This is a genomic window from Streptomyces sp. NPDC048751 (assembly GCF_043198595.1).
In the GTDB taxonomy this organism is placed as follows: domain Bacteria; phylum Actinomycetota; class Actinomycetes; order Streptomycetales; family Streptomycetaceae; genus Streptomyces.
In genome coordinates, this window is the sequence record NZ_JBICUX010000045.1 from 1 (window position 1) to 4,078 (window position 4,078).

A 4,078-nucleotide genomic window follows, 5' to 3' on the forward strand; every position below is an offset into this window, starting at 1 on the left:
GCGATAGCGAATCTCTCTTTCGGCGAGCCGCGTATCCCGTTCGTGTCGACGGTGGGAGTCGGTGCGGCACCGGTGGACGTGGATTACTGGGTGCGCAATGTCCGCGACACGGTGCGCTTCGCCGACGCGGTGGGGCATTTGCATGCGCAGGGTGTGACACGGTTCGTGGAGATCGGTCCGGACGCCGCGCTCAGTGCCGTAGGACCGGAGTGCCTGCGCGAAGATGCCACGGCTGCCTTCGTTCCCCTCCTGCGCCGCGGCCAGCCGGAATCAGTGACCCTGCCCACCGGGCTGGCTCGCTTGCACGCGCATGGCGGCACGGTGGACTGGGCGGAGTACCTGCCCGCCGCGCCCCGGGTCGAGCTGCCCACGTACGCCTTCCAACGCCGCCGCTACTGGCTCGACAACGCCGAACCGGCCGACCCGGCCGCGGTCGGTGCCCTGCCCGCCGGGCACCCGCTGCTCGGCGCGCTGGTTTCCCTCCCCGGCTCGATCGACACAGTCCTGATCGGCCGGTTGAGCCTGCGCAGCCACCCCTGGCTGGCCGACCACCGGGTCACCGGCACCGTTCTGCTGCCCGGCACCGCGTTCGTGGAACTCGCCCGGCATGCTGCCGAACTGCTCGGTGACAACCGGCTGGACGAGCTGACCCTGGAGGTCCCGCTGACGCTGCCCGCCCAAGGCGGTCTCGCCCTGCGGGTCGGCATTGGAGAACCCGACGACGTCGGCCGCCGCAGCATCGAGGTGTATTCCCGGCCGGAGGATCCCGCCCTGCCCTGGACCCGGCACGCCACCGGTGTGCTGGCCGAGGACACCGACAGCACCGAGGACACCGACGGCGCGGACCTCGTGCAGTGGCCCCCGACCGGTGCCGAACCCGTTGCCTTGGACGACTTCTATCCCCGGCTCGCCGAGACCGGCCTCGGCTACGGCCCCGCGTTCCAGGGCCTGCGTGCGGCCTGGCGGCGCGGCGACGAGATCTTCGCCGAGATCACCCTGCCCGAGCAACAGCGGGGCCAGGCCGAGGAGTTCGGGCTGCATCCGGCACTGCTGGACGCGGCGCTGCACGCCCTGGCTCTGAGCGGCGACGACGGCCTGCGGTTACCCTTCGCCTTCCGCGGCGTCCGTTGGTACGCGGCGGGCGCGGCCGCGCTGCGGGTCCGGCTCACCGCCACTGGGGACGACGTGGTCCGGGTGGACCTCGCCGACGACAGCGGCGCCCCGGTCGGCACCGTCGAGCGCATGGTGCTGCGTGCCCCCACCGGCGAACTGCGCGCGTCGGCGCGGCTGGAGTCGGTGTACCGGCTGGACTGGGCGCCCGCCCGCACGGGGCAGCGCCGAGACACCGGCGCCGACGTACTGTTCAGGGTCGAGGAGACCCCGGTGGCCGAGCGCACCACCGCCGTTTTGGAGCGGGTGCGCGGCTGGCTGGCCGAGGAGCCCGCGCCGGGTGCCCGGCTGGTCCTGATCACCCGCGGTGCTGTCGCCACGACCCCCGAGGAGGTGCCCGAACCGGCCGGCGCGGCGGTGTGGGGCCTGGTGCGCTCGGCGCAGGTCGAGTGGCCCGACCGCTTCGTGCTGGTGGACACGACCGACCCCACCGTCACCGACGCGGAGCTGACCGCGGCGCTGGCCGCGACGGCTGAACCGCAACTGGCGGTGCGTGCCGGGCGGGTGTTCGTGCCGCGGTTGGCCCGGCTGCCTGAGGTGGTCGGGGGTGCTCCGTGGTCGGGTGAGGGGACGGTGCTGATCACTGGGGCGAGTGGGGCTCTGGGGCGTTCGGTGGCGCGGCATCTGGTGGAGCGTCACGGAGTGCGTGGTCTGGTGCTGGCTTCTCGGCGGGGTGGTGAGGCGCCGGGGATGGCGGAGCTGGCTGCGGAGCTGCGCGGGCGGGGTGCCGAGGTGGCGGTGGTGGCGTGTGACGTGGCCGAGCGGGAGGCGGTGGCGGCGCTGCTGGCCGCGCACCCGGTGACAGCGGTGGTCCACGCCGCCGGGGTCGTGGACGACGGCCTGGTCACCGGCCTGACCGAGGAGCGGCTGCGGGCGGTGCTGGCGCCGAAGGTGCTGGGCGCACAATGGCTGGACGAGCTGACCCGGGACCGGGACCTCACCCGGTTCGTGCTGTTCTCCTCCGCCTCGGCGACCCTCGGGAACGCCGGGCAGGCCGCCTACTCCGCCGCCAACGCCCACCTGGACGCGCTGGCCAAGCAGCGCCGCGCCGCCGGGTTGCCCGCGCACGCGCTGGGCTGGGGCCTGTGGGAGCAGCGCAGCGGCATCACCGGTCGGCTGGCAGAGGCCGACCTGGCCCGCATCGCGCGCAGCGGCATCGCCGCCCTGTCCACCGAGGACGCCCTGGCACTGCTGGACGCAGCTGTCGGACTCGACGAGGCGGCCGTGCTGCCGATGCGGCTCGACACCGCCGCCCTGCGCCGGCTGGATCCGCTGCCCGCGGTGTTCGCGGGCCTGGTGCGCGGTCGCCGTCCCGCGCGGCAACAGTCGGGCTGGGCCGACCGGCTGCGCGCGCTGCCCGCGCCGGAGCGCCGCCGCGCCGCCCTGGACCTCGTGCGCACCCAGGCAGCCGGAGTGCTGGACCTGGCCGGGACCGAACAGGTCGGCGACGAGCGGTCCTTCGCCGACCTCGGTTTCGACTCACTGACCGCGCTGGAACTGCGCAACCGGCTCGGTGCCGCCACCGGACTGCGGCTGCCCACCACCCTCGTGTTCGACCACCCCACCCCCGCCGCGCTGGCCGGGTTCGTACTCGCCGAGGCCGGTGACCCTCGGACCGGACCGGAACCCACTGCCCCCTCGCCGGCGGCCGCGGCGGACGAGCCGATCGCGATCGTGGGCATGGCGTGCCGCTATCCGGGCGGGGTGGGTACGCCCGAGCAGTTGTGGGAGATGCTGGCCGCCGGCCGGGACGGGATCTCCGGGTTCCCAGCCGACCGCGGCTGGGACCTGGCCGGACTGCCGGTCGGGCTCGGCGGGTTCGTCGCCGACGCCGGTGAGTTCGACGCCGGCTTCTTCGGGATCTCGCCGCGCGAGGCGTTGGCCATGGACCCGCAGCAGCGGCTGCTGCTGGAGCTGTCCTGGGAGGTGCTCGAACGCGCCGGGATCGACCCGTCGTCGGTGCGCGGCAGCCGTACCGGTGTGTTCGCCGGGCTGATGTACCACGACTACGCGACCAGGCTGGCGCACGTGCCGGAGGAACTCGAGGGGTACCTGGGCAACGGCAACCTGGGCAGCATCGCCACCGGCCGGGTCGCCTACACCTTCGGGTTCACCGGCCCGGCCGTCACCGTGGACACCGCCTGCTCGTCCTCCATGGTGGCGCTGCACCTGGCCGCTCAGTCCCTGCGCTCCGGCGAGTCCACCCTGGCACTGGCCGGCGGCGTGACGGTGATGTCCAGCCCCACCCCGTTCCGCGAGTTCGACCGGCAGCGCGGCCTGGCCGCCGACGGCCGCTGCAAGTCCTTCTCCGCCGATGCCGACGGCACCGGCTGGTCCGAGGGCATCGGGATGCTGCTGCTGGAACGGCTGTCCGACGCGCGGGCCAACGGCCACGAAGTGCTGGCTGTGGTGCGCGGTTCGGCCGTCAACCAGGACGGCGCCTCCAACGGGCTCACCGCCCCCAACGGCCCCTCTCAGGAGCGGGTCATCCGCGCCGCGTTGAACGCTGCCGGTCTCTCGCCGTCAGACGTCGACGCCGTGGAGGCGCACGGCACCGGCACCACCCTCGGCGACCCCATCGAGGCGCAGGCCCTGCTGGCCGTCTACGGCGCCGAGCGCGACCGGCCGCTGTGGCTGGGGTCGGTCAAGTCCAACATCGGCCACACCCAGGCCGCCGCCGGGGTCGCCGGGGTCATCAAGGTCGTACAGGCGATGCGGCACGGCCTGCTGCCGCGCACCCTGCACGTGGACGAACCGACCCCGCACGTGGACTGGTCGGCCGGCGGGGTGCGGCTGCTCACCGAGGCGATCGACTGGCCGGAGACCGAGGTCCGCCGCGCGGCCGTGTCGGCGTTCGGGGTCAGCGGCACCAACGCGCACGTCATCATCGAGCAGGCTCCGGCCGTCG

1 pseudogene is annotated in these 4,078 nt (G+C 74.2%); it reads left to right on the top strand.

Annotated elements, in window-relative coordinates:
- Positions 1–12 precede the first annotated feature (12 nt).
- A pseudogene (locus ACGFNV_RS46800) lies at positions 13–4,078 on the top strand (type I polyketide synthase); the annotation flags it as partial.